General features: G+C 64.1%; 18 protein-coding genes. 8 read left to right on the top strand and 10 right to left on the bottom strand.

Translation table 11 applies throughout. The features are described 5' to 3' along the window. Positions 1 to 98: 98 nt before the first annotated feature. Both AC3WS7_RS04380 and AC3WS7_RS04375 read right to left on the bottom strand, forming a co-directional pair. Entirely contained in the window at positions 99 to 524 is a 426-nt protein-coding gene (locus tag AC3WS7_RS04380) for a VOC family protein (protein ID WP_296468386.1), read from the bottom strand. Positions 525 to 570: 46 nt separating this feature from the next. Next, a complete protein-coding gene (locus tag AC3WS7_RS04375) occupies positions 571 to 1,278 on the bottom strand; it encodes a P-loop NTPase family protein (RefSeq protein WP_492655484.1) in 708 nt (235 codons plus the stop codon). Between the two features lie 239 nt (positions 1,279 to 1,517). Between AC3WS7_RS04375 and rbp the strand changes: the two genes are divergently transcribed. Continuing rightward, a complete protein-coding gene (gene rbp / locus AC3WS7_RS04370; RefSeq protein WP_296468383.1) occupies positions 1,518 to 1,814 on the top strand; it encodes an RNA-binding regulator in 297 nt (98 codons plus the stop codon). Between the two features lie 63 nt (positions 1,815 to 1,877). Here the strand turns inward: rbp and AC3WS7_RS04365 are convergent, their stop codons facing one another. The 3 genes from AC3WS7_RS04365 to AC3WS7_RS04355 all read right to left on the bottom strand — a co-directional run bounded on the left by AC3WS7_RS04365 (position 1,878) and on the right by AC3WS7_RS04355 (position 6,736). Continuing rightward, positions 1,878 to 2,036, bottom strand: a complete 159-nt coding sequence (locus AC3WS7_RS04365; RefSeq protein ID WP_322579710.1) for a hypothetical protein — start codon at positions 2,034 to 2,036, stop codon at positions 1,878 to 1,880. A 143-nt stretch (positions 2,037 to 2,179) separates the two neighbouring features. Continuing rightward, entirely contained in the window at positions 2,180 to 2,536 is a 357-nt protein-coding gene (locus tag AC3WS7_RS04360; RefSeq protein ID WP_492655483.1) for a hypothetical protein, read from the bottom strand. 660 nt (positions 2,537 to 3,196) lie between these two features. Then, positions 3,197 to 6,736: a transglutaminase family protein gene (locus AC3WS7_RS04355; protein WP_492655482.1), complete on the bottom strand. Its 3,540-nt coding sequence runs from the start codon at positions 6,734 to 6,736 to the stop codon at positions 3,197 to 3,199. 145 nt (positions 6,737 to 6,881) lie between these two features. Here AC3WS7_RS04355 and AC3WS7_RS04350 point away from each other — a divergent pair, with 145 nt between their 5' ends. From AC3WS7_RS04350 to AC3WS7_RS04335, 4 genes are all read left to right on the top strand, one after another. Continuing rightward, positions 6,882 to 9,446, top strand: coding sequence for a DNA internalization-related competence protein ComEC/Rec2 (locus AC3WS7_RS04350; RefSeq protein ID WP_492655481.1), 2,565 nt, complete (start codon positions 6,882 to 6,884; stop codon positions 9,444 to 9,446). Positions 9,447 to 9,514: 68 nt separating this feature from the next. Continuing rightward, a complete protein-coding gene (locus AC3WS7_RS04345) occupies positions 9,515 to 11,026 on the top strand; it encodes a circularly permuted type 2 ATP-grasp protein (protein ID WP_296468368.1) in 1,512 nt (503 codons plus the stop codon). A 23-nt stretch (positions 11,027 to 11,049) separates the two neighbouring features. After that, positions 11,050 to 12,006: an alpha-E domain-containing protein gene (locus AC3WS7_RS04340; RefSeq protein WP_296468366.1), complete on the top strand. Its 957-nt coding sequence runs from the start codon at positions 11,050 to 11,052 to the stop codon at positions 12,004 to 12,006. A gap of 96 nt (positions 12,007 to 12,102) precedes the next feature. Next, complete coding sequence (locus AC3WS7_RS04335; RefSeq protein WP_296468364.1) at positions 12,103 to 12,972, top strand: HDOD domain-containing protein; 870 nt, start codon at positions 12,103 to 12,105, stop codon at positions 12,970 to 12,972. Positions 12,973 to 12,987: 15 nt separating this feature from the next. Here AC3WS7_RS04335 and AC3WS7_RS04330 read toward each other — a convergent pair whose 3' ends face one another. The 5 genes from AC3WS7_RS04330 to AC3WS7_RS04310 are packed head-to-tail and all read right to left on the bottom strand — an operon-like array spanning position 12,988 to position 19,326. Continuing rightward, positions 12,988 to 14,184, bottom strand: coding sequence for an SPOR domain-containing protein (locus AC3WS7_RS04330; RefSeq protein ID WP_492655480.1), 1,197 nt, complete (start codon positions 14,182 to 14,184; stop codon positions 12,988 to 12,990). Positions 14,185 to 14,187: 3 nt separating this feature from the next. Next, positions 14,188 to 15,312 (bottom strand): lytic murein transglycosylase B, encoded by a 1,125-nt coding sequence (gene mltB, locus AC3WS7_RS04325; protein ID WP_492655479.1) that lies wholly within the window; start codon positions 15,310 to 15,312, stop codon positions 14,188 to 14,190. Positions 15,313 to 15,324: 12 nt separating this feature from the next. After that, positions 15,325 to 17,334, bottom strand: coding sequence for a transglutaminase TgpA family protein (locus AC3WS7_RS04320; RefSeq protein WP_492655478.1), 2,010 nt, complete (start codon positions 17,332 to 17,334; stop codon positions 15,325 to 15,327). A gap of 19 nt (positions 17,335 to 17,353) precedes the next feature. After that, the gene (locus AC3WS7_RS04315) at positions 17,354 to 18,406 is read right to left on the bottom strand and encodes a DUF58 domain-containing protein (RefSeq protein ID WP_492655477.1); all 1,053 of its coding nucleotides are present in this window, start codon (positions 18,404 to 18,406) and stop codon (positions 17,354 to 17,356) included. Next, positions 18,406 to 19,326 (bottom strand): AAA family ATPase, encoded by a 921-nt coding sequence (locus tag AC3WS7_RS04310; protein WP_296468358.1) that lies wholly within the window; start codon positions 19,324 to 19,326, stop codon positions 18,406 to 18,408. Before AC3WS7_RS04310 ends, AC3WS7_RS04315 begins: the two co-directional genes overlap by 1 nt. A 26-nt stretch (positions 19,327 to 19,352) precedes the next feature. Between AC3WS7_RS04310 and AC3WS7_RS04305 the strand changes: the two genes are divergently transcribed. The 3 genes from AC3WS7_RS04305 to AC3WS7_RS04295 all read left to right on the top strand — a co-directional run bounded on the left by AC3WS7_RS04305 (position 19,353) and on the right by AC3WS7_RS04295 (position 22,575). Further along, positions 19,353 to 20,324, top strand: coding sequence for a histone deacetylase family protein (locus AC3WS7_RS04305; protein ID WP_492655476.1), 972 nt, complete (start codon positions 19,353 to 19,355; stop codon positions 20,322 to 20,324). After that, positions 20,321 to 21,610: a mechanosensitive ion channel family protein gene (locus tag AC3WS7_RS04300; protein ID WP_296468354.1), complete on the top strand. Its 1,290-nt coding sequence runs from the start codon at positions 20,321 to 20,323 to the stop codon at positions 21,608 to 21,610. Before AC3WS7_RS04305 ends, AC3WS7_RS04300 begins: the two co-directional genes overlap by 4 nt. Before the next feature lie 215 nt (positions 21,611 to 21,825). Beyond that, complete coding sequence (locus AC3WS7_RS04295) at positions 21,826 to 22,575, top strand: electron transfer flavoprotein subunit beta/FixA family protein (RefSeq protein WP_296468352.1); 750 nt, start codon at positions 21,826 to 21,828, stop codon at positions 22,573 to 22,575.

The following is a 22,575-nucleotide window of genomic DNA, read 5'->3' as shown; positions in this document are numbered from 1 at the left end:
GTGGCGGGGCGGTTCACGGCAAGGGGATCAAGAGAGGAATTCACTGGCCTGAGTATGCCAGCGCAGGGGCCGCGGCTATGGGCGTACGGAGACGCCGGCTAGCGCGCAAACAGCTGGCCCAGGTCCTTGAACGCCTTGAACTCCAGTGCATTGCCACACGGATCCAGCAAGAACATGGTGGCCTGCTCGCCTACCTGGCCCTGGAAGCGGATGCCCGGCTCCAGCACAAAGGCGGTGTTGCGGCTTTGCAGGCGCTCGGCCAGCGCGTGCCAGGTGTCCCATTCCAGCACCACGCCAAAGTGCGGCACCGGCACATGGTGGCTGTCCACCTCGTTGGTGTGGGCGTGGGTTTGCGAGTCGTTTTTGGGCGCCAGGTGGATCACCAACTGGTGGCCGAAGAAATTGAAGTCCACCCACTGCGCGCTGCTGCGGCCCTCGGCGCAGCCAAACACCTCGCCATAAAACTGGCGGGCCAAGGCCAGGTCATAGACAGGAATGGCAAGGTGAAAGGGCTGGAGCGACATGGCAAGTTCCTTGGTGGCAATGGCAGTGGTGGATGCTAACCCAGCGTCAGCCCAGCGGCAGGGCGTCCAGGGTGGCGTAGCTGTTCTTGAGCCAGGTCTTCACCCGCTGGCGCTCCAGCATGCCCAGCGCATCGTCACCATCCTTGCGGTGAATGGCGGCCCAGAAGCTGGCGTTTTGCCGGTCGATCTTGCGCATGCTGGCCTCGTGCAGCTGCGCCAGGCTGATCACATGGCCGCCCAGGGCCATGGCCTTCTTCAGCGCAGCGGAATCCTCCAGTTGAGAAAAGTCGCTACCCCGGCCCTGGTTCTTCACCACGATGTAGTTGGGCCCGGCGCCGTAGGTGGCCACCAGACGGTCCAGCAGGTCCACCGAGTCTTTGCCGGCATCGGCCACGTGCCAGAAGTTCACCGTCACGCCCAGGCTGGCCATCAGCGAGACCAGGTCCGAGTCTTTGACCCAGCGCGCCAGCGGCGCAGCGGTCTGGGCTGCCAGATCCACGATCACATTGGGCGGCAGGCCCACCACAGGCTCTTCTTCAAACACCCCGGCAATCAGGTCCAGGCCTTCATACGTGTCCACCACCACCGGGGCTGCGTAGTCGGCATAAAAACGGGTGAACGAGGTGTGCGAACGGTCGGTGTCAAAGCCGGTGAAGGCACGCCCCTTGTCGATGAAGTACTGCGCCAGCACACGGGCCACGACCGATTTGCCGACTCCGCCTTTTTCGCCGCCAATGAAGTTTATAGAAGACATGGATTTCCTTAGGTGAGGCCCCAGAGTATGCAATTTGTATGCAAGCCCAAAGGCAGGGCCGTGGTTCGGCCCGGTGGCGACAGCCCCGCTGGAGCGTAGTTTTATAAATTTAAATAATAAAAAAGTTTATTTTTATATGGTAAAGATATACTGCAGCCCGGTGTTTCACCGGCATTTCGCTTCCCCCGCGCTGCAGCGCCACTTGATGGCCCCGCACGCTTCTCTAGAAAGGCTCTGACATGAGCAGCAAAATTTACGTGGGCAACTTGCCCTACTCCGTTACCAACGAAAGCCTGCAAAGCAATTTCGGCGAGTTTGGTGACGTGACCTCCGCCAAGGTCATGATGGACCGCGACACCGGCCGCTCCAAAGGCTTTGGCTTTGTGGAAATGGCATCCCCCGAAATGGCCCAAGCCGCCATCAATGGCCTGAACGGCCAATCGGTGGATGGTCGCTCCATCGTCGTGAACCTGGCCCGCCCCATGGAACCCCGTGGCGCCTCTGACGGCTACCGCGGCGGACGCAGCAGCTACTAAGCCGCACGCGTTCACCAAATAAAAAGGCCCCTTGATTGGGGCCTTTTTTTGTCCAAATTTTTCTTATTTGGTCGGTGTCGCGCTGCTGGGCACCACGGGTTTCTTCTTGGTGAACTTCAGCGCCGCCTCCGCCAACTTCTGCTTGCGCTCCTGGTTCAGCCGCTCCAGCTCGTGGTGCGTGCTCTTCTTCATGTTGGGGTCTTTGCCGAATACGCCTGCCATAGTGATGTTTCCTTTGGGGGCAGTCTAACTGGCTTTGCTCGTACGAGTACTTGCGGGAGGCGAGTAGTGCTGTGTTTTGTTAGGTGCGCAGAGGCGGTTCTAGACTGAGAGCGGGCATTGGCCATCAGTGGCACTTGCCAAGCCTAGTCCTGGAAGTCCCAAGGTATCTCCTTTTTGAACCTCGCAATCGACTCCTCCACAACTGAGAGAGGAACGTCCCGCTGGTATAGCGTTACTTCCCTAGCCTTTTTTGTGTCATCGCGAAAGATTTCCAGAACAATTTCGCCATCAATCTCAAGCTCAATGCCGATTCCATCGCGGTCACTGACATCGCTTGCAACCGTCCATGACGATTTTTTAGCCTCGACCATTGGAAAATCCCCTGTACTTATGTGTCCCGGTGCAAAGACCGCTTCCGCCGCGTAGCTGAGGCGCCTGCAGACTGGAAGCCGACTTTCACTGTGCTCTGAAGCGGTCGTTAAAGTTGAGTTAACCGACACGCAGATTTGCCCGCGAAGTTGAATTCTCCAACTGTATATCCGTACTCAGCGCAAATAGGATCGCTATGGTCAATTGCGCCCCGAAAAGATTTGGACAACTCAAATGCAGAAATGCTTATGAATAAACCAAGGTGAGTATCGTGAATGTCGTGATCAACAGCCATCCAGCAATCTTGCCCTTGTTGCGTGCAACCCAACCCAGCGCGCGATTGATTGCATCGTCAGATAGGTGTCTCTGAAGTGGGTGGTCTTTCGCTAATATCCGGCGCAACAACGGACCACCAAATGCAATCACTACCGAAAGGAAAATAAGAATGAGGAGAGGAAAAATTATCGCCATGAAGTCACCTAAAAGTGATTAACGAATAGTGTGTGGAAGTGTCATCAGCATCGTATCAAACTGAGTCTTGCCACGGGATGACCGCTTCCGCCGCAAAGCGGCCGTGACCCACCGTAGCCCGTCTTTCGTCAGCGCACCAACCATCTCACCCACAGAGCAGGGGGAATGGCCCCCCGCCGATTTCTGGGCGTTTGACAGTATGAGGCGGGGGGCCGTTCCCCCTGCTCTGCGCCCACACCTCACACCAAAGCATGCTATCAATCCAATAGCTGCTCGCGCATACGCCAAAAGGGCTAGAGCCCGATTTGGCTTAAAAACGCCTAGCCGCGCCGCAGATCCCGCGTAAACGGAAACTCCTTGCTGCCCGCCACGTTGATGGTGGCCGGTGGCACTACCAGCTTGCCGGGCGTGTGGCCCATGGCGGCGAAGCGGGAGAGGCGGCGGCTTTCGGCTTCGTAGCCGTTGACCGGGAAGGTCTCGTAATTGAGCCCGCCGGGGTGGGTGACAAAGTACTGGCAACCGCCCAGTGAGCGCTTCATCCAGGTGTCCACAATGTCAAATGTGAGTGGGGCGTGCATGCCGATGGTGGGGTGCAGGCTGCTCGGTGGGTTCCAGGCCTTGTAGCGTACGGCGGCCACAAACTCGCCTACGGTGCCGGTGCTCTGCATGGGCAGCGCCTGGCCGTTGCAGGTGACCACATAGCGGCTTTCGTTCAGGCCGGTCACACGCACCTCGATGCGCTCCAGGCTCGAATCCACATACCGTGCCGTGCCGCCAGCGGAGCTTTCTTCGCCCATCACATGCCAGGGCTCCAGCGCGTTGCGCAGCGTCAGTTCCACACCGGCGGCCTTGACCGCGCCGATCAGCGGGAAGCGGAACTCGTAGTGCGGCGCAAACCAGCTGCTGTCAAACGCATAGCCCGCCATGGTCATGTCGGCCATCACATCATCAAAGTCCATTTTGATGAAGGTAGGCAGCATGTAGCGGTCGTGCAGCTCGGTGCCCCAGCGGGTCACCGGCGCCTTGTACGGCGTCTTCCAGAAGCGGGCCACCAGCGCGCGCAGCAAGAGCTGTTGCACGCTGCTCATGTGCGGGTGCGGCGGCATTTCAAACGCGCGCAGTTCCAGCAGGCCCAGGCGGCCCGTGGCCGAATCGGGCGAGTACATCTTGTCGATGGAAAACTCGCTGCGGTGGGTGTTGCCGGTCACGTCGATCAGGATGTTGCGCAGCGTGCGGTCTACCAGCCAGGGCGGCATGCTCTGGCCATACAGCTCGCGGTTTTTGTAGATCTGCTCGATGGCGATTTCCAGCTCGTAGAGTTGGTCGTTGCGGGCCTCGTCCACACGCGGGGCCTGGCTGGTGGGGCCCACAAACATGCCGCTGAACAGGTAGCTCAGGCTCGGGTGGTTGTGCCAGTACAGCAGCAGGCTGGCCAGCAGCTCGGGCTTGCGCAAAAACGGGCTGTCGGCCGGTGTGGCGCCGCCCATCACAAAGTGGTTGCCGCCGCCGGTGCCGGTGTGGCGGCCATCGGTCATGAACTTCTCGGCCGACAGGCGCGACTCAAACGCCGCGTTGTACAAAAACTCGGTGTTGGTGACCAGTTCTTTCCAGTTGGTGACCGGGTGGATGTTCACTTCGATCACGCCGGGGTCGGGGGTGACTTGCAAGAGCTTGAGGCGCGGGTCGCGTGGGGGTGGGTAGCCCTCCAGCACGATCTGCATCTTCAGTTCGGTGGCGGTGGCTTCGATGGCGGCCAGCAGGTCCAGGTAGTCTTCCAGGCGCTCCAGCGGCGGCATGAAGATGTACATCACGCCGGACTTGGTGCCCACGGCCTCGGCCTTGGGGCCGCTGGCGCGGCGCGGGTCGCGCACTTCCACACACAGCGCGGTGCGGGTGATCCAGTGGGCGGATTCGAAACGGCTGGGGGCCTCGGCGTAGCGGGCGGGCTCGGGCTGGCGCGCGCTTTGGGCGGCCGTGGCGTCACCCGTGGGAACGCGGCCCTTGGCGGTTTGCATGGTGCGGCGGGCTTCGGCCGTGGCCAGGTTGCCGGCCAGGTAGGGCAGGCCGCTGGGCGACACGCTGCCGCTGGGGGTGGTGGTGGTGCCGGGCGCGCCACTTGCACCGGGTGCATACCGCGCGGCAAAACTGGTGTGGGGCGGCAGCTGGCCGCGCGCCACCGTGGGGTCGCGCTCCACCAGGTAGGGGAAGTCGCCCTCGCTGACCCAGGGCAGCGAGTCCAGCGGCAGGCGCAGGCCCATGGGCGAGTCACCGGGCATGAGGTACATGCGCTCGTCGCGGAAGAACCAGGGGCCGGTGGTCCACTCCGGGCCACCCAGGCCGGGGTTGCCGCTGGCGCCCACCTTGAGCGGCAGCACATAGCCCACCACGGAGTCCAGCTTTTGGGCGAAGACGCGGCGCAGGCGGGCGCGCTCCATCTCGTCGTCGAGCTTGGCGTTGAACGGGTCCACGTTGACCGGCAGGCGGCGCTCGCGCCACAGGTAGTACCAGGTGTCTTCATAGCCGGCTTGCACGTACTTGTCGGTCAGGCCCAGCTTGCCGGCCAGCGTGCGAATGAAGTAGCCCGCGTCTTCGGCCGAGTAGTGGGTGGGCGTGCGTTCGTCGGTGAACAGGGCGGGGTTGCCCCAGACCTTTTGCTTGTCGGCGCGCCAGTAGATGTTGAGTGCCCAGCGCGGCAGTTGCTCGCCGGGGTACCACTTGCCCTGGCCAAAGTGCAGAAAGCCGCCTTGGCCGTATTCGTCGCGCAGCTTGTGCACCAGCTCGGTGGCGAAGCCACGTTTGGTGGGGCCCAGGGCGTCGGTGTTCCACTCGGGCGCGTCGCGGTCGTTCACGGCCACAAAGGTGGGCTCGCCGCCCATGGTCAGGCGCACATCACCGGCCAGCAGGTCGGCGTCCACCTGGTCACCCAGATTCATGACGGCGGTCCACTGCTCGGGGGTGTAGGGCTTGGTGACGCGCGGCGATTCGTAGATGCGGGTGACCTGCATGTGGTGGCTGAATTCCACTTCGCTTTCGTCCACGCCGCCCTCAATAGGTGCCGCGCCGCTGGGTTGCGGGGTGCAGGCCAGGGGAATGTGGCCCTCACCGGCCAGCAGGCCGCTGGTGGCGTCCAGGCCAATCCAGCCGGCGCCGGGCAAATACACCTCGCACCAGGCGTGCAGGTCGGTGAAGTCGACCTCGGTGCCGCTGGGGCCGTCCAGCGATTTCACATCGGGGGCAAGCTGGATCAGGTAGCCCGAAACAAAGCGCGCAGCCAGGCCGCAGTTGCGCAGCAGTTGCACCAGCAGCCAGGCGGAGTCGCGACAGGAGCCGGAGCCCAGTGCCAGCGTTTCCTCCGGCGTTTGCACGCCGGGTTCCATGCGGATGGTGTAGTCCACCGACTTGTGCACCAGGGTGTTGAGGTCGACCAAGAACAGCACGCTGCGCCGCTTGGTGCGGTCGATCTTGTCGAGGTAGGCCTGCAGCAGCGGGGTCACCGGGTCTGCGGCCAGGTAGGGGGCAAGTTCCTGCTTGAGCTCGGGGGCGTAGGTGAAGGGGAACTCTTCGGCCTCGGGCTCCAAAAAGAAGTCGAACGGGTTGTAGACCGCCATCTCCACCACCAGGTCGACGGTGACCTTGAACTGGGTGGTCTTGTCAGGGAAGACCAGGCGGGCCTGGTAGTTGGCAAACGGGTCTTGCTGCCAGTTGATGAAGTGGGTGCTGGGCTCGACCTTGAGGGAGTAAGACACCACTTTGCTGCGGCAGTGGGGGGCGGGGCGCAGCCGGATGACCTGGGGACCGAGATTGACCAGACGGTCGTAGGTGTAATGGGTGACGTGGTTCAGCGCTGCGTGAATGGACATAGCCGGTCTCTCGGTAATCTCGCACTGGGTGCGGGTGCAGCGGTTGCTACACCAGCCCCATACTAACAATCGGGTTTGACGCAGGGCTTGAAGCAAGTCCCGCGCCATGCCCGGAGGCCCGGTGGGCGCGGGTTAGCATGGGGCCATGTTCTCTGCCGCCCACCGCACCAGCGCGTGGCCCCGCACGGTGTTTGCGGCGCTGCTGGGTTGGGTGTTGGGGGCGGCATTGCAGCTGCAGCAGGCGACGCTGGGTTCGCTCTGGTTTTATATGCCTTTTATGCTGCTAGCCCCCGTCTTGTATGCGCAAGCAGCTCCTGAAAAGATAGCAAAAATCACCCGCAGACCCACCCCCTTGGGGCTGGTGTCGGCGCTGGTGCTGCTGGCCGGCATGGCGTTGGGCTGGGGCAGTACCGGGGCGCGGGCCGTGGTGTTTGCCAGCACGGCGCTGGCCCCCGCCCTGGAGGGGCGTGACCTGCGCGTGACCGGTGTGGTGGAGGGCCTGCCACAGACCAGCGAAGCCGGGCTGCGTTTCACGCTGCGGGTGGAGCAGGCACTGCTGGAGGGGCTGGAGGTCACCGTGCCCGCGCGTATGGCCGTGGCCTGGTACGCCACGGGTTATGCGTTGGGGGGCGAGCAGACGGGCCTGCAGCGCGTGCCCGCCCCGTTGTCCGCAGGCGAGCGCTGGCAATTCACCCTGCGCGCGCGGGCGCCCCATGGCAGCATGAACCCGCACGGGTTTGACTACGAGCTGTGGCTGTGGGGGCAGGGTGTGCAGGCCAGCGCCTATGTGCGCGCCGGGCCCAAAGATCCCGAACCGCTGCGCCTGGGCCAGACCGGCTGGGCCCCGGTGGCTCTGGCGCGCCAGGCGCTGCGCGACCATATGGTGGCCACGGTGCAAGACCGGCGTGCCGCCGGCCTGCTGGCCGCGCTGGTCGTGGGCGACCAGGCCGCCGTGGAGCGCAGCGACTGGGATGTGTTTCGTGCCACAGGGGTGGCCCACCTCATCAGCATCTCGGGCCTGCACATCACCATGTTTGCCTGGGGCGCGGCTTGGCTCTGCGGTGCGGCGTGGCGGCGCTCGCGGCGCCTGTGTCTGGCCTTGCCCGCGTCATCGGCAGCATTGCTGGGCGGGCTGGGGCTAGCCTGTGCTTATGCGGTACTGGCGGGCTGGGGTGTGCCCGCGCAGCGCACCTGCCTGATGCTGGCCACCATCGCCGTGCTGCGCCTGGCCGGTGCCCGCTGGCCCTGGCCGCTGGTGTGGATGCTGGCCTGCGCCGTGGTGGTGGCACTGGACCCGTGGGCGCTGTTGCAGCCGGGTTTCTGGCTCAGTTTTGTGGCGGTGGGGGTGCTGTTTGCTACAGATTCAGGAGCTGCTCGCGCAGATTCCATGGGGGCTGGAGGCCTAATGAAGGGCCAATCTTCCGCCGGGCAGCCCCAAGGCTCTGAACCGCTTGGCGGTCAGCCCCGACAGGGAAGATTAGCCCCTTTGGGGGGCAGCGCACTACGCGCAGCGAGAAGCGTGGGGGCCATGTTCCGGGAGCAGTGGGTCATTACATTCGCCTTGGCGCCGCTGAGTTTGCTGCTGTTTGGCCAGCTCTCCGTTGTGGGCCTGGTGGCGAATCTGCTGGCCATTCCCTGGGTGACTTTGTTGCTCACGCCACTGGCGCTGCTGGGTGTGGTGTTGCCCGCGGTGTGGGGGCTGGCTGCGCAGGCGACCGATCTGCTGTGGTGGTGGTTGAGCATGCTGGCTGCCTGGCCTTGGGCCACCGTCAGTGGGCCATTGCCTCCCCTGGGGTGGGGTTTGTTGGCCGTGGCGGGCGGGCTGTTGTGTGCGCTGCCCGTGCCCTGGCATCTGCGCGCCCTGGGGCTGCCGCTGCTGGCACCTTTGCTGCTGTGGCACCCGGCTGTACCCGCCCCCGGAGAATTTGAGCTGTTGGCGGCTGACGTGGGGCAGGGGAATGCGGTGCTGGTGCGCACCGCGCGCCACGCTTTGCTGTTTGACGCCGGCCCGCGCTACAGCCTGGAGAGTGATGCCGGCCACCGGGTGCTGGGGCCGCTGCTCAAAGCCTTGGACATCCGGCTGGACACCGTGGTGCTGAGCCACCGCGACTCCGACCACGTGGGGGGCGCGGCGGCCGTGCTGGCCATGCAGCCGCAGGCGGCCTTGCTGAGTTCCATTGAGTCCGAGCATCCGCTGCAGCAACTGCGCACGGTGCAACGCTGCGAGGCGGGCCAGCGCTGGCTGTGGGATGGTGTGTCCTTTGAGGTCTTGCACCCGCAGGCGGCGGACTACGCGGCGCCCGCCAAGCCGAATGCGCTGTCGTGCGTGCTGCGCATTGGCACAGGTGACCACAGTGCGCTGCTGGTGGGCGACATAGAGGCCGCGCAGGAGGCGCGCCTGGTGCAAACCTGGCAGGGCACGGACCATCTGCGTGCGGCGGTGCTGCTGGTGCCGCACCACGGCAGCAAGACATCGAGCACGCCCGAGTTTCTGCAGGCCGTGGCGCCGCAGTGGGCGCTGGTGCAGGCGGGGTACCGCAACCGCTTTGGCCACCCGGCGCCGCCGGTGCTGGCGCGCTACACCGGGGCTGGCATCAATTTGGTGTCATCGCCCCAATGTGGTGCCATGCGCTGGCGCTCGGAGCAGCCCCAAAATGTGGCGTGCACACGGGAGGATGATCGCCGGTATTGGCACCATCTTGTGCCATAGTGGTGCACGCGCAAGTGAACGTGGCGGTGGCCCGAAGCTTGCATACGGTGCGATCAGAGAGGTCTTTTATGCGGAAATTCGACGAGATGTACACCCAGCTTCCCTACGAGTTTTTCACTCAGGGCAAGCAGATACGAGACCACTACAAAATTTACGACGAATGGCTGGCGCGCCAACCCGGCGACATGATGGCCAAACGCCGTGAAGAAGCGGAGATGATTTTCCGCCGCGTGGGCATCACCTTTGCCGTCTACGGCGAGAAGGACGAAGACGGCTCGGGCACCGAGCGCCTGATTCCGTTTGACCTGATTCCGCGCATCATCCCGGCCCACGAGTGGACCAGCATGGAGAAGGGCCTGACGCAGCGCGTCACCGCGCTCAACCGCTTCATCCACGACATCTACCACGACCAAGAGATTCTGAAAGCCGGCATCGTGCCGCGCGAGCAGATTGAGGGCAACGCCCAGTACCGTCCCGAGATGGTGGGCGTGGATGTGCCCAACGGCATCTACTCGCAAATTTCCGGCATCGACATCGTGCGCGCACCGGACGCCAAGGGCAATGGCGAGTACTACGTGCTGGAAGACAACCTGCGGGTGCCCAGTGGCGTGAGCTACATGCTGGAAGACCGCAAGATGATGATGCGGCTGTTCCCCGACCTGTTCAGCGCGCACCGCGTGGCGCCCATTGCGCACTACCCCGACCTGTTGCTGGAAACCCTGCGCGCCAGCAGCCCGGCCACCACGGCCGAGCCCACGGTGGTGGTGCTCACGCCCGGCATGTACAACAGCGCCTACTTTGAACACGCCTTCCTGGCGCAGCAAATGGGCGTGGAGCTGGTCGAAGGGCAAGACCTGTTTGTGAAGGACAACTTCGTCTACATGCGCACCACACGCGGCCCGCGCCGGGTGGACGTGATTTACCGCCGCGTGGACGATGACTTTTTGGACCCCACGGTGTTCCGCCCCACGTCCACGCTGGGCTGTGCGGGCCTGCTGGGCGCCTACAAGGCGGGCAATGTGACCATCTGCAACGCGGTGGGCACCGGCATTGCGGATGACAAGTCCATCTACCCCTATGTGCCCAAGATGATCGAGTTCTACCTGGGCGAAAAGCCCATTTTGAACAACGTGCCCACCTACATGTGCCGCAACAAGGACGACCTGGCCTACACGCTGGCGAACCTGAAAGACCTGGTGGTGAAAGAGGTGCACGGTGCGGGTGGCTACGGCATGCTGGTGGGGCCCGCCGCCACCAAGGCCGAGATCGAAGACTTCCGCAAGGCGGTGGAGGCCAATCCGAGTGGCTACATCGCACAACCGACACTGAGTTTGTCCAGCTGCCCCACCTTTGTGGAGAGCGGCATTGCGCCGCGCCACATTGATCTGCGACCCTACGTGCTCTCAGGCAAGACGGTGCAGATGGTGCCCGGCGGGCTGACACGCGTGGCCTTGAAAGAGGGCTCGTTGGTGGTCAACTCCTCGCAAGGCGGGGGCACCAAGGACACCTGGATTCTGGAAGACGATGCGTCGGCTGCTGCTGCCACCACGCAGACCCAAAGCCAAACCCCAAAACAATAAGCGAACTGCGGAGGTACCACCCTATGTTGTCAAGAACCGCCGACCACCTGTTCTGGATGTCCCGCTACACCGAGCGGGCCGAGAACACCGCGCGCATGCTGGACGTGAACTACCAGACTTCGCTGCTGCCGCAGAGCCAAGCGGTGGCCCAAGTGGGCTGGCAAGGCCTGCTGTCCATCAGCGAACTGCTCTATACCTACCAAGAGAAATACGGCGACATCCAGGCCCGCGAGGTGATGGACTTCATGGTCAAGGACGAGAGCAATCCGTCTTCCATCATGTCCTGCCTGAGTGCCGCGCGTGAAAACGCGCGTGCGGTGCGCGGCGCCTTGACGACCGAGGTGTGGGAAACACAGAACACCACCTGGCTCGAAGTCAAACGCATGATCAAGACGGGCGAATTTGAAAAAGACCCGGCCCAGTTTTTTGAGTGGGTGAAGTTCCGCTCGCACCTGTCGCGTGGTGTGACCGTGGGCACCATGCTCATGGACGAGGCGCTGTTTTTCATGCGCATGGGGACGTTCCTGGAGCGGGCCGACAACACGGCGCGTCTGGTGGATGTGAAGTTCCACGCGGTGCAAAGCGACTTTTTTGGCGCCGCCAGCGAGAAGGACCAAGAGTACGACTTCTACCACTGGAGCGCGATCCTGCGCAGCGTCTCCGGCTTCGAGGTCTACCGCAAAGTCTACCGCGACGTCATCAAGCCCGAGCGCGTGGCCGAGCTGCTGATCCTCAAGCCCGACATGCCGCGCTCGCTGCACGCCAGTCTCAACGAAGTGGTCAACAACCTGCGCCTGGTGGCCAGCGACCCCGGCAGCGAAACCCTGCGCCGCGCCGGCAAGCTGCGCGCCGAGCTGCAGTTTGGCCGCATCGACGAAATCCTGGCCACCGGCCTGCATGCCTACCTCACGCAGTTTTTGGACCGTGTGAACGACCTGGGCGCCCACATCAGCCGCGAGTACCTGGTGCCGGTAACCTGACGCGCTGCAGGCAGGGTAAACGCGGCCCCCCAACCAGCCCGGATTGCGCCTCACAGGGGCTGGTTTTCCGCATAATGTCTTCAACAAGGAGACAGCATGCGCGTAGCTGATATCGACCGGGAAATTGAAACCGCCAAGGCAGCGGGCACCCTGCGGGACATCGTGATCCAGCCTTGTCCGGCCTTGCTGACGGACCTGCGGGTGGAGTTCAACCGCGAAGATCCGGAGCCCGCCACCATTGCCAAAATTGCCTCGCGCGATGTGGCCATGGCGGCCGCGCTGATCCGGGTGGCCAACAGCCCCATTTATGCCCGCTCCCGCAGCGCCTCCACGGTGGCCGAGGCCGTGGCCCTGCTGGGTATTGCCCAGACCGTGTCCATCCTCACCGGCTTTTTGCTGCGCGAGACCATCACCGCCAAATCGCCGCTGCTGGAGCATTTTTGGGAAACCTCGACCCGCCGCGCCTACGCCATGGGTTACATCGCGCGCCAGATGTACGGCATCAACGCTGACATTGCCCACACCTGTGGCCTGTTTTGCCATGTGGGCTTGCCCATCATGCTGCAGGGCTTGCCGGGGTACGAGGCCACCTTGGCGCAGGCCATGCAAGACCAACAACGCACCTTCACCCAGGTGGAGAACGATGCCCACCGGACCGACCACGCGGTGGTGGGGGCCATTGTGGCCAAGACCTGGCGCTTGCCACCGATCGTCGCCATCGCCGTGCGCCTGCACCACGACTTCACCGTGCTGCGGGACGACCACATCCCTGCCGAGGTGCGCACGCTGGTCGCCATGTCCCTGCTGGCCGAACATTTGGTGGCTCTGCACGAAGGGCAAACCGAGCATGTGGAATGGGACCAGTACGGTGCAGCCTGCCTGGCCCACTTGCATGTGAGCGAGGTGGAAATCGAACACTGGCTGGACGCGCTGCAGGCCCAGTTTGAAGGACCTGCGGGCTTTTGAACCCGGCTCCGGCCGCTACTGCGGCGCGATTTGGGCGTCCAGGCCCATGGCGCGCACTTTGTCGGCCACCCGTTCAGCCTCTGCCTCGGTCTCGAAAGGGCCCACCCGTACCCGGGTGCGGGTGCCCTGGCTGGTTCTGACCGTTTGGGTGCTGGCGGGCAGGTCGGCGTCCGTCAATTGGGTGAGGGCGTTGCGGGCATTGTTTTCTTGGGCAAACAGGCCCACATTCACCACATAACGCAGTGCCTGTGCGGCGGGTGCGCTGGCTGCCGCCGTGGCGGTGTTTGCCGTGCCAGCCCTGGCGGTGGCGGACTCTGCGGCCACCGGCCGGGAAAGAATGATGATCTTGCCCGGCGCCGAGCTGCTGGCGCGCGGGGCGACTGCCACCGCGGCGGGCGCAGGCGGCGTGGCGGTGGCTCGGGGGGCGGCAGACGCAGCGGCCCGAGGTGCCGAGGCGGCTTCCACCCGTGCGGGGGCGGTCACGCTGGCCGAGGCTTGCGTTAGCGGGGTAGGCGGAACCGCGGAGGCTGTGCCCAGGGGGGCAGGGGCTGGTGCCGAGGCCGCGGCTTCTGGAGTGGGGGCTGGTGGTACCGACACATCAATGGTGCGCCCCACTGCAATGTTGCGGGCATCGGCTGCCGTGGGCGTGGGGACCGGCGCGGGTGCCCAGCCTTCAAATTGCACCCAGGCGTAGGCCAGCAGGGCCAGCACCAATGCGTTGGCGACCATCTGGGCGATCAGGCTTTGGCGGGTGGGCGCCTTGCGGCTCAGGAAGGTGCAGGCCTCGGCCACGGTGTGGGTGGCCTTGAGTGCCGCGGCCATGCGCTTGCGTGTGGCCGCATGCAAGACGGCATTGCCGCCCAAACCTGGCAGCAAGACCGACAGCAACACCAGGGCGCCCACCAGGGCCCACTGCGTGGTGTCCGAAAACTGGAACACCAGGCGCCCGATGCCAAAAATGCCCAGTGCCAAGCCCACCAGCACCCCGGCATACACCAGCGCGGCGTGCCAGAGCTGGCGAAAGGCCAGCCAGTTGAGGGTGTAGAGCGCAGCCGCACCGTTCCAGCTCAGGCCTGGGCGGTCGGCCGCTTCAAAACGTGCAAACAGCGGCAGGTAATAGGCGCTGTTGACATCGCCCACCGCCGCACGGTACAGCGCGGTCGTGGAGTGTTCGTCCGTGTTGTCCAGGGCGGTGTCGGCGGGTGTAGGCATGGTTTATTTTGGCACGCCGGGAGGGGTGGGCAAAGCGGCGGCCACCTCTTGCCCCAGCTCGATCACCGCCAGCGCGTAGTAGCTGCTCCAGTTGTAGCGGGTGATGGCGTAGAAGTTGTCGGTGCCGGCGATGTACAGCGGTGCGTCGGCACCGTTTTGCAGTTCCACCAGCGCCAGCTTGCCCGTGTGTGCGGCCGCTGCCGTGTCCAGCAGCACGCCTTTGTCCTGCATGGCCTGTGCGCTGAAGGTGGGCAGGATGTCCGGCGCCAGCAGCGTGGCCCGGTCCAGCCGGGCCAAGTCGAACTGCACCGGGTAGTGCGTGGGCTGGCCAGGCTGCCACTTGAAGGTGACGAAGTAGTTGGCCACCGAGCCAATCACATCGGCCGCACTGTGGAACAGGTCGACACGGCTGTCGCCATCAAAGTCCACCGCGTACTTGGCCCAGCTCGACGGCATGAACTGTGGCAGGCCCATGGCACCGGCGTAGCTGCCCTTGAGGGCCAGCGGGTCGGTGTTGGTGCGGGCGGTGAGGCTGAGAAAAGCCTCCAGCTCGGAGAGGAAAAACTTGGCACGATCCGCTGCACGCGGGTGGGCGGCAGGAAAGTCAAAGGCCAGGGTGCTGAGCGCGTCGATGACCCGGTAGTTGCCCGTCTGCTGGCCGTAGATGGTTTCCACCCCGATGATGCCCACGATGATTTGCGCGGGCACGCCGGTTTCGCGTTCGGCACGTTCCAGGGTGGCGCGGTTGTCCTGCCAGAACTGCACGCCGGCCTTGATGCGGATGGGGTCGATAAAACGACTGCGGTAGACGGCCCAGTTCTTGGGGGTACCCACCGTGGGCGGTGTGCTGGCGCGCTGGATGGCCGGCACCAGCCGGGCCTGGCCGATGGCCTGGCGCACCCAGGCCGGGTCCAGGTTGCGGCGCTGGGCCAGATCGTCGGCCACTTGCATGACCTCGGGGCGGGTGGCGTACAGCGGGCCGGTGGTGGCCACCTGGGCGGCGGCGGGTGCTTTGGGCCGGTGGGCCGGTTTGCCTGCAGATTTATGGCGTTTTTGGGTGCTAGCCCCCGCAGATATTGCGCAAGCAGCTATCAAAAGCGTAGCAATTAGGCGAATTGAAAAAGTCACAAGGTCCAATGTTCAGGTCAGGCGCGTGGGCCAGGGCAGTTGCCTGCATTCTCGCTGCAATGCAGCCAGGCTGGCGGGGGCTTGCGGCGCGTAGCGCCAGGCCTCCAGCCGCAGCAGCCAGGCGGCAATGGTGGTGGTGTCCGTTCGATCCGCGCCGTGGGCCTGCAGCCGTGCGGCCAGTTGGCGCGGGGTGTCTTGCGTGCCTACGGTCCACCCGGCCTGGCGCAGCCGGGCCTGGGCGCGGTGCAGCAGGCGCAGCCACGGGTCTTGGTGGTAACGCTCCCACAGCGTCCACACCGCGCCCATACTGCTGGCCAACACGACCAGGGCGATCAGCACATAGCTCAGGTCTTCCCAGCTGGGCGCGTCGAAGCCCAGATTGCGCAGCAGGTCCATTTGCTTGGACTGGCTGTAGTTCAGCACCCACTGGTTCCAGCGGTTGTTGGCCGCTTCCCACATGGCCCGCAGGTTGATGGCAAAGCCGGGGCTCACGGTGTTGAGTGCCTGGGTGAATACGTTTTGTGGCGCTTGCAGGCGGGTGAAGGTTCCGGTGCGCCCCGGTGCCACGGCCGAGGTGGGGTCCACCCGCACCCAGCCCTGGCCCGCGACCCAGACTTCGGCCCAGGCGTGGGCGTCGCTCTGGCGCACGGTCCAGAAGCCATCCACACTGTTGACCTGTCCGCCCTGGTAGCCTGTGACCACGCGGGCCGGTACATCCAGTGCACGCATCAGCAGCACGAAGCTGGACGCAATGTGTTCACAAAATCCGGCTTTGCGGTCGAACCAGAACTCGTCCGCCGTGTGGGTGCCGTAGACGCCGGGCTCCAGCGTGTACTCGTAGCCGCCGGTGCGCAGGCGTTGCATCACGGCGTCTACCAGCTGGGGCGTAGTGGCGCGTGCCAGTTCGGGGCTGCGGCGCATGTCGGCTGCCAGTTGCAGGGTGCGTGGGTTGAAGCCGCTGGGCAGGTCCACATAGTCTTGCAGGCCCACGGCCAAGCGTGTGGGCCCGTGGCGGAACTGCGGGTAACTGGTGGCGCGGTAACGCACCAGGTCGGCCATGGGCTGGTCGGCCAGCCACTGCAGGTCACTTGCCATGGTGGGGGTGTAGCCCACGATCTCGGGTTTGGTGGGCGTGGCATCCAGCACCAGCAGCCAGGGGCGGTTGTTGGCGGCCAGCGTGACTTGGTAATTCACGGGGGGACCTTGCACCTGCACATCGGCCGCCAGCTGGTAGCGGCTGGGGAAGGTGGAGCGCAATGCGCGCCACTCACGCCCGTCAAAGCTGGAGAACACCGGGCCGCGGAAGTACAGCTCGCTTTGCGCAGGCGGCGGTCCGTCAAAACGAATGCGCATGGCAATGCTGTCGTCCAGCGCCAGGCTGGCGATGGTGCCCACCTGCATCTGGCCCGAGAGGCCGCTGCGCCCGCTCATGGCGTCACCCGGCAGGCCCCACAGTGGCGCAATGCGTGGAAACAGCATGAACAACACCGCCATGATGGGGGCGCCCAGCAGTGCCATCCAGCCTGCGGTTTTGGCAGCCTGCAGCAGTGGCGGGCGGCCCACCGGCATGTGGCTGTTGACCAGTGCGGTGAGCAGACCCAGCAGCGCCACCAGCATGGCCGCTGCCGTGAGCAGGCTTTGCGAGAAAAAGAAGTTGCTGAGCATGGTGAAGAAGCCCAGGAAGAAGATCACAAAGGCGTCGCGCCGGGCGCGCATCTCCAGCGTCTTCAGCGTCAGCAACACCACGATGAGCGTGACACCCGCATCGCGCCCCAGCAGGGTTTTGTAGCTCCACCATGTGGCGGCGCTGGCCAGGGCCAGCAGGCCCAGCAACCACCAGCGCGCGGGCAGGGGCTGGCCTTGCACCGCGATGTGTCCGCGCCACAGCAGCACCACGCCGGCCATGGCGCTGCACCACAGCGGCAGGCGCTCCACCTGCGGCAGGATCACCCAGGCAATCACCGCCAGCAGAAACAGGGTGTCGCGCGCTTCGCGGGGCAGGTGGGTGAGGCGTTGCAGCATGGAACTCAATGGGGGGTGCTCAGGCCAAGGCCAGCGCCTGCAGGCAGTTCTTTTGGTGGGCGGGGCCGCTGTCGGGTGCGATCTGCTGGCTGCCCAGGCGCAGGCCATAACGCATGCCTTGTTTCTCGGCCAGCAGCACCCAGGCGCACAGGCGCGAGAGGGCGTGCTCGCGCGAGGCGCCCGCACCCTGGCCGGCGTGGGCCAGGTCTAACCACAGATCAAAGCGCTGCGACTGCTGGGCGTCGCGACTCACCAGTTCGTCGGCCTTGGCGACTTTTTTCCAGACCACCAGCTTGAGCGGGTCGCCACGCCGGTAGGCGCGCACGCCGTCGAATTCACCGGTGTGTTGCTTGTGGCTATTGGCCGCGCCACCAGCCTTCGGTTCGCCCGGAGGCAGGGGCGGCGGGTGGGCCTCGGGGGCCGGGTAGACCAGCACCTGCGCGGCCGGGCGCCACACCGTCCACACGCGGAAGGTGCCCAGCGGGAAACGGGTCTCAGCCGTCAGCGCCGGCAGGCGGTGCAGGCCGCGCTGGGTGGGGGTGAAGGCCACCTGCACCTTGGCACTGCCCTGGGCCGGCACATCAGTCCAGCTCCAATGCTGGGTGCCCAGCACGGCCAGGCCAATGCCGTAGCGCACGCGTCGGCTGTCGCTTTGCAGTTGTATGCCAATTGGCACGCTAGCCCCCATGAACTGTGCGTCAGGTGCTATCAAATGCATAGTGATTCCGCGCAGGGTGCCATGGCACACATGCATGCCAATGACGGCGCTGCCGGTCAGCAAAAAGGTCAGCACATAGCCCAGGTTGAGCTGGTAGTTGATGCTCGCCACCAGCAGCACCAAGAGCGTGAGGCCCAGCATGAGGCCGGGGCGTGTGGGCAGGATGTAGACGTTGCGCTGCGTGAGCGTGGTGCTGTCCTTGAGCGGCAGGCGCGACTCGAACCAGGCGCGGAACCGGCGCCGCATCAAAGTGACGGGGTTCCAAGTCAGGGCACCCGTGGAGCCGGCTGTGCCGGGCCACAGGGTGCGCCCCCCTGGGGGGGAGGCGCCGGAGGCGCTTCGGGGGGGCGTCATCAGGGGAGAGGAACGGCTTGCAGCATGGCTTGCACTTGCTCCACCGCGCCACGGCCCGAATCTCCCACGGGAATCAGGCGGTGGGCAATGGTCTGTGGCAGCACCGCCTGCACATCGTCGGGCGCTACATAGTCGCGTCCGCTGAGCAGGGCCTGGGCTTTGGCGGCGCGCACCACGGCAATGCCGGCGCGTGGCGACAGGCCCTGCAAAAACCACTGGCCCGAGCGGGTGGCGGCAATCAGGTCCTGCACATAGTCCAGCAAAGGGCCTGCGGCATGCACGGCCAGCACAGTGGCTTGCAATTGGGCCAGCTCGCCGTCGGCCAGCAGGCTGGGCAACTCGTCGACCATGGCGCGCCGGTCGGCACCGGCCAGCAGCGCGCGCTCGGAAGCCCGATCGGGGTAGCCCAGCGAGATGCGCATCAAAAATCGGTCCAGTTGTGATTCGGGCAGCGCGTAGGTGCCCAACTGGTCCAGCGGGTTTTGGGTGGCAATCACAAAGAAGGGCTGGGGCAGGGGGCGGGTTTCGCCTTCCACGGTGACCTGCTTTTCCTCCATGGCTTCCAGCAGCGCACTTTGCGTCTTGGGGCTGGCGCGGTTGATCTCGTCGGCCAACAGTACCTGCGCAAAGATGGGGCCGGGGTGGAACACAAATGCCTCTTTGGCGCGCTCGTAAATCGACACGCCTGACAGGTCGCTGGGCATCAGGTCCGAGGTGAACTGCACGCGCGAAAACTGCAGGCCAAAACTGCGTGCCAGTGCGTGCGCCAGCGTGGTTTTACCTACGCCCGGGACATCGTCAATCAACAGGTGGCCACCGGCCAGAAGGCAGGCGACGCAGTCCTGGATTTGCGCGGGTTTTCCCACAATCACCATGTTAAGCTGGGCCAGCAATGATTTAAGCTTGTGTTGTGCGTCCATGGCACGACGTTACCCGAAAATCCTGAATGACGAGCGCACTGGCAAACAAGACCGGATACTTTTCGCACCGCGATTGCCGCAAGCATGAGATGGGCGAGGGCCACCCCGAATGCCCCCAAAGATTGGATGCCATTGACGACCGCCTGCTGCTGAGCGGCGTGGCCGATGCGCTGGACTCGCGCGAAGCTCCTCAGGCCTCCATCACCGACCTTGAACTGGCCCATGGCCGCATGTATGTGGCCTCGTTGCGCGGCCTGACCGACAGCTTGCGCGAAGAGATGGCCGCCGGTGGCCCCACCCATGCGCAGATGGACCCCGACACCAGCCTCAATGTGCACACCTGGGATGCCGCCTTGCGCGCCGCCGGTGCTGCCGTGGCCGCCACCGATGCCGTGATGGCCGGTGAACTGGCCAATGCCTTTTGCGCCACCCGGCCGCCCGGCCACCATGCCTGCAAAGACAAGGCCATGGGCTTTTGTTTCATCAATAACGTGGCGGTAGCCGCACGCCATGCGCTGGAGCGGCATGGCCTGAAACGCGTAGCCATCGTCGACTTTGATGTGCACCACGGCAACGGCACCGAAAACATCGTGACCGGTGACCAGCGCATTCTGATGGTGAGCTTTTTTCAGCACCCGTTTTACCCTGAGGGCGGCTCGCGCTCGCATGCCAGCAACCTAGTGAATGTGCCGGTTCCGGCCTACACCAAAGGGGCCGTGGTGCGCGAGTTGGTCGCTCAGCACTGGTTGCCGCGGCTGGAGGCCTACCGTCCTGAGATGGTATTTATCAGCGCGGGTTTTGATGCCCACCGCGACGATGAGATGGCCCAGATGGGTCTGGTAGAAAATGATTACGCGTGGATCACGGCGCAGATCAAGGCGGTGGCTGATCGCCATGCGCAGGGGCGCATCGTCTCCTGCCTGGAAGGCGGCTACCACCTGGAGGCCCTGGCCCGCAGCGTAGAGGCGCATGTGCGCGTACTGGCAGATTTGCAATGAACTCTCTGAAAAACCTTCCTGCTCCCAAACCCATTGATGATTTCGAAGCCTGGTTGAGCACCTTCACGCAGCCCACGGTGCTGCTGGAGCTCTTGGCGCTGGCGCTCAGCGTGGCAATGGCCTGGGGGCTGGTGGCGGCGCTGCGCCGTACCCTGGGCATGCACGAGGAGCGGTCCATTTGGTTTGGCAAGCGGGTGGTGGACGGTGTGCTCTTTCCGTTGGCCTTGCTGTGCCTGGGCTATGTGTCGCTGGAGCTGTTGGGTAATTTTGTGCCGGTGGCGGTGTTGCGTATTGCCATTCCGGTGCTGATGTCTCTGGTCGTGATCCGTGTGGGCGTCAAGGTGCTGCAGGCCACGTTTGCCGAGTCGCGCTGGGTCAAGCCGCTGGAGCAAACCATTTCCTGGGTCGCCTGGCTGGCCATGGTGCTGTGGGTCAGTGGCTTGCTGCCGGTCATCCTGAACGAGTTGGACCTCATCACCTGGAAGGTGGGAGGCACCACGTTATCGGTGCGTACGCTGATTGAGGGTCTGATTACCGCAGGCGCGGTGCTGATCATCACCCTGTGGATATCGGCCGGTATTGAGGCGCGCTTGTTGCGTTCCGCCACGGGTGGGGAGTTGTCGCTGCGCAAGGCGGTGAGCAACGCGGCGCGTGCGCTGCTGATGTTTGTCGGCCTGATGCTGGCACTGTCTGCTGTGGGCATCGACCTGACTGCCTTGTCGGTGTTGGGCGGTGCCGTCGGCGTGGGTATCGGTTTTGGCTTGCAGAAGTTGGCGGCCAACTATGTGAGCGGGTTTGTGATCCTGGCCGAGCGCAGCATGCGCATTGGCGATGTCGTGCGGGTGGACAACTTCGAAGGCACGATCACCGAGATCAACGCGCGTTACACCGTGGTGCGTTCCCAGACCGGGCGCGAGTCCATCGTGCCCAACGAGATGCTGATCACCCAGCGCGTGGAAAACATGTCGCTGGCCGACAGCCGGGTGAACCAGGTCATCAACATTGCGGTGGGCTACGAGAGCGATGTGGAGCAGGTCATGGCCTTGCTGCTGCAGGCTGCGCTGAGCCAGCCGCGCGTGTTGCGGGAGCCGGCTCCCGCCATCAGCCTGGCCAATTTTGGCGCTGACGGGCTGGAGTTCACGGTGGGCTACTGGATCAATGACCTAGAGAACGGCCAGGGCAATCTGCGTTCCGACATCAACCTGGCCATCTTGCGCGCCCTGCGTACGCATGGCATCGACATTCCCTACCCGCAACGGGTGGTGCATACACGCACAGCACCGTGAATTTGATGAGTTGCCTCTAAGTTAAGTCACCAAAGCGCCAAATGGCGAGGCTGGCGCCGCTATAATCGAAAAAAAGCACGATCGTTCTATTTTGTGATGAGGATGGCAGAGCGCAAGCGATAGTCAGGGGCAACTCGCCGTCCCGCATAGAATCGACCAATTGACGTGCACGTCAACTAAAACTGAGCATTTTTTAACCATCTGGAGTGGCAGCAATGAAAGTCCTGGTACCCGTCAAACGTGTGGTGGACTACAACGTGAAGGTCCGAGTGAAGTCGGATGGCACGGGTGTAGACATCGCCAACGTCAAGATGAGCATGAACCCCTTTGACGAAATTGCGGTGGAAGAAGCCGTGCGTTTGAAGGAAAAAGGCGTGGTCACCGAGGTGATCGCCGTGTCCTGCGGTGTGGCCCAGTGCCAGGAAACCTTGCGTACCGCCATGGCCATCGGCGCCGACCGCGGCATCCTGGTGGAAACCACCGAAGAACTGCAGCCCCTGGCCGTGGCCAAGCTGCTCAAGGCCCTGGTGGACAAAGAGCAGCCCGGCCTGGTGATTTTGGGCAAACAAGCCATTGACGATGATTGCAACCAGACCGGCCAGATGCTGGCGGCCCTGGCCGATTTGCCCCAAGCCACCTTCGCCTCCAAGGTGGAAGTGGTGGACGGCAAGGCCCATGTGACGCGTGAAGTGGACGGTGGCCTGGAAACCCTGGCCGTGACACTGCCCGCCATCATCACCACGGACCTGCGCTTGAACGAGCCCCGCTACGTGACCTTGCCCAACATCATGAAGGCCAAGAAGAAGCAGCTCGACACCTTCAAGCCCGAAGACCTCGGCGTGAACGTGGCCCCGCGCATCAAGACTTTGAGCGTGGCCGAACCCGCCAAGCGCAGCGCGGGTATCAAGGTGCCCGATGTCGCCACGCTGGTGGACAAACTGAAGAACGTTGCAAAGGTAATCTGA

The sequence above is a fragment of the Rhodoferax sp. EU05-FHT12H12 genome (assembly GCF_058791215.1).
This window is presented reverse-complemented; position numbering and strand designations above follow the sequence as displayed.

Coding starts and splice junctions, on each gene's coding strand:
- AC3WS7_RS04380 (WP_296468386.1), bottom strand. CDS start 524: ATGTCGCTCCAGCCCTTTCACCTTGCCATTCCTGTCTATGACCTGGCC.
- AC3WS7_RS04375 (WP_492655484.1), bottom strand. CDS start 1,278: ATGTCTTCTATAAACTTCATTGGCGGCGAAAAAGGCGGAGTCGGCAAA.
- rbp (WP_296468383.1), top strand. CDS start 1,518: ATGAGCAGCAAAATTTACGTGGGCAACTTGCCCTACTCCGTTACCAAC.
- AC3WS7_RS04365 (WP_322579710.1), bottom strand. CDS start 2,036: ATGGCAGGCGTATTCGGCAAAGACCCCAACATGAAGAAGAGCACGCAC.
- AC3WS7_RS04355 (WP_492655482.1), bottom strand. CDS start 6,736: ATGTCCATTCACGCAGCGCTGAACCACGTCACCCATTACACCTACGAC.
- AC3WS7_RS04350 (WP_492655481.1), top strand. CDS start 6,882: ATGTTCTCTGCCGCCCACCGCACCAGCGCGTGGCCCCGCACGGTGTTT.
- AC3WS7_RS04345 (WP_296468368.1), top strand. CDS start 9,515: ATGCGGAAATTCGACGAGATGTACACCCAGCTTCCCTACGAGTTTTTC.
- AC3WS7_RS04340 (WP_296468366.1), top strand. CDS start 11,050: ATGTTGTCAAGAACCGCCGACCACCTGTTCTGGATGTCCCGCTACACC.
- AC3WS7_RS04335 (WP_296468364.1), top strand. CDS start 12,103: ATGCGCGTAGCTGATATCGACCGGGAAATTGAAACCGCCAAGGCAGCG.
- AC3WS7_RS04330 (WP_492655480.1), bottom strand. CDS start 14,184: ATGCCTACACCCGCCGACACCGCCCTGGACAACACGGACGAACACTCC.
- AC3WS7_RS04320 (WP_492655478.1), bottom strand. CDS start 17,334: ATGCTGCAACGCCTCACCCACCTGCCCCGCGAAGCGCGCGACACCCTG.
- AC3WS7_RS04315 (WP_492655477.1), bottom strand. CDS start 18,406: ATGACGCCCCCCCGAAGCGCCTCCGGCGCCTCCCCCCCAGGGGGGCGC.
- AC3WS7_RS04310 (WP_296468358.1), bottom strand. CDS start 19,326: ATGGACGCACAACACAAGCTTAAATCATTGCTGGCCCAGCTTAACATG.
- AC3WS7_RS04305 (WP_492655476.1), top strand. CDS start 19,353: ATGACGAGCGCACTGGCAAACAAGACCGGATACTTTTCGCACCGCGAT.
- AC3WS7_RS04300 (WP_296468354.1), top strand. CDS start 20,321: ATGAACTCTCTGAAAAACCTTCCTGCTCCCAAACCCATTGATGATTTC.
- AC3WS7_RS04295 (WP_296468352.1), top strand. CDS start 21,826: ATGAAAGTCCTGGTACCCGTCAAACGTGTGGTGGACTACAACGTGAAG.